General features: G+C 48.9%; 2 protein-coding genes. Both read left to right on the forward strand.

Annotated features, from left to right (window positions below):
* The coding region (locus tag IDZ20_RS04885; protein ID WP_188150313.1) for a glycoside hydrolase family 6 protein at positions 1 to 372 on the forward strand (372 nt) is incomplete at its 5' end.
* A gap of 813 nt (positions 373 to 1,185) precedes the next feature.
* A partial coding sequence (locus IDZ20_RS04890; RefSeq protein ID WP_188150314.1) for a cellulose binding domain-containing protein occupies positions 1,186 to 2,357 on the forward strand: 1,172 nt, incomplete at its 3' end.

The raw sequence follows: 2,357 nt of genomic DNA on the forward strand, positions 1-2,357 counted from the left end.
TCAGGCGCTTCCTCTAGCACCGATCTAAACACCTATGTTGATGAAAGTCGTATCGACCGTCGTGTACACCGTGGTAACTGGTGTAACGTTGCCGGTGGTGTTGGTTTCCGTCCAACAGCTGCTCCAGAAACTGGTGTTGATGCCTATGTTTGGATCAAACCACAGGGCGAGTCTGACGGTGTGAGCGATCCTAACTTCGAGATCGATCCTAACGACCCGAACAAGCAGCACGATCCAATGTGTGACCCAGGTTCACAGAACACTTCCAACACTGAAGTGGGTACTGACGCGATGGACAATGCTCCACACGCTGGTCGCTGGTTCCCTGAAGCATTCAACACACTGTTGAATAATGCTTACCCTCCACTCTAAGTGGAATGAGGCTTAAATAGTTCTTAAGCCCGGACGTTAAACTTGAAACCGCGCCGTTAGGCGCGGTTTTTTTCCATCTAGAACAAACGACTCAAAGCACCCTCAGCATCAAATACCAGCTCACTAGGCTGGCCCTATCACGTCGCTTTTGGCGCTAAATACCTCTTCTCGCTGAGGCGGTGTTAGCTACCAAACTTTTCACTTTCACTCATTGTGGTAAATTTATTGCGAACTAGTGAACAGACGCACTGTCAACTTAAATCTATGATCGTGAATTAACTCGTCGTAACAGCAGCTCAACACTGATAATAATAATTTTGTAAAGGCCACCAGCTGTAGCTCCACCTAGCCGATATAACAATAACTGGCGAATCAACTTAACCATTTTTTAGTACTTATAGTCGAATCATTAGCAAAAGCCTTGGTAGGATGGGCCGCCGCAGTCGTACCTGACTCATTTGTATACGCAGTGTTTTTAACCTGTAAACAGTGAGGCACGATACACGCCGCCATTTTACTGAGCACAAATGACACTTTGCCGGCATCGCAACCCGCTCTTACGGTTTAGCTGAGCGCTGTTGGTACTTGATGAAATAGCGAATATTGCTCGAACACACAGACCTTGGCGCAGTAAAAGACGCGGCCTAGGAAAGGAGCTGTATTCAAAGGAATGAGTGGGGATAAAGCCTTGTGTATTTATCTCTGATCAGAAGCAAGGGGCGTTGTACTCAACCTAGCTGTGCCAATTTTTGGCGGTTGGTGTTGCTCATTTTAATAATAAAAACCATGTACTTTGACAGGAGATTTTCTCTGATGATTACTACTAAAACCAAGGGCTTCCGCCTTGCGGCAGCACTGAGCTTGGGCCTTTCGGCTGCAGCTTTCAGTGCCGTATCGCAAGCGGCTTGTACCTATAATGTTGTAAACCAGTGGGGCTCAGGCTTCCAAGGCAACATCCGTATTACCAATGATGGCAGCAGTGCAATCAACGGTTGGAACGTAAGCTGGCAATACAACAACAACACCGTAACCAATGCGTGGAATGCCACTGTTAGCGGTAGCAACCCCTACTCAGCCACTAACTACGGCTGGAACGGTACTATTCAACCGGGCCAATCCGTTGAATTTGGCTTTCAAGGTAATACCAACGGTGGTTCAGCTGAAACCCCAACCGTAACCGGCGCAGCCTGTTCCGGCGGAAGTTCATCTTCAAGCTCTAGCTCTTCAAGCAGCTCAAGTTCGTCGTCCAGCAGCTCGTCTTCTAGCTCTTCTAGCTCTTCTAGCAGCTCGTCTTCAAGTTCTAGCAGTTCCAGTTCGTCTAGCAGCTCCTCGTCTAGCTCTAGCAGTTCATCTTCAAGCTCTAGCTCTTCATCATCTACAAGTGGCGGTCAATGTACTGAACAGTGTCAGTGGTACCAAGATGCTCCACGTCCATTGTGTCAAAACCAATCTAGCGGTTGGGGCTGGGAAAACAGCCAAAGCTGTATCGGTCGTACCACCTGTGAGAGTCAATCTGGCAGCGGCGGTGTTGTAAGCAGCTGCTCTAGTTCGTCCTCAAGCAGTTCATCTAGCAGTTCTAGTTCGTCTAGCAGCAGCTCAAGCTCTTCATCAAGCAGCTCAAGCTCGTCTTCTAGCTCTAGCTCTTCTAGCAGCTCAAGTTCATCCTCTAGCTCAAGCAGTTCTAGCTCCTCCTCTACCAGTGGCGGCGGCAATGCTTCGGGTTTAGATAACCCATTCGTGGGTGCTACTTGGTATGTTGATCCTATTTGGTCAGCTAAAGCAGCAGCAGAACCAAACGGTGAGAAAATTGCTTACGAAAGTACTTTCGTTTGGATGGATCGCATCGGCGCTATCGCTGGCCCTGCGGACGGTGACGGCCTTGGTCTTCGCGGTCACCTAGACGAAGCTTTGGCTCAGGGCGCGAACCTGTTCCAATTCGTTGTTTACGATCTACCAAACCGCGACTGTGCGGCACTGGCTTCTAA

The sequence above is a fragment of the Teredinibacter waterburyi genome (genome assembly GCF_001922985.1).
GTDB lineage: Bacteria > Pseudomonadota > Gammaproteobacteria > Pseudomonadales > Cellvibrionaceae > Teredinibacter > Teredinibacter waterburyi.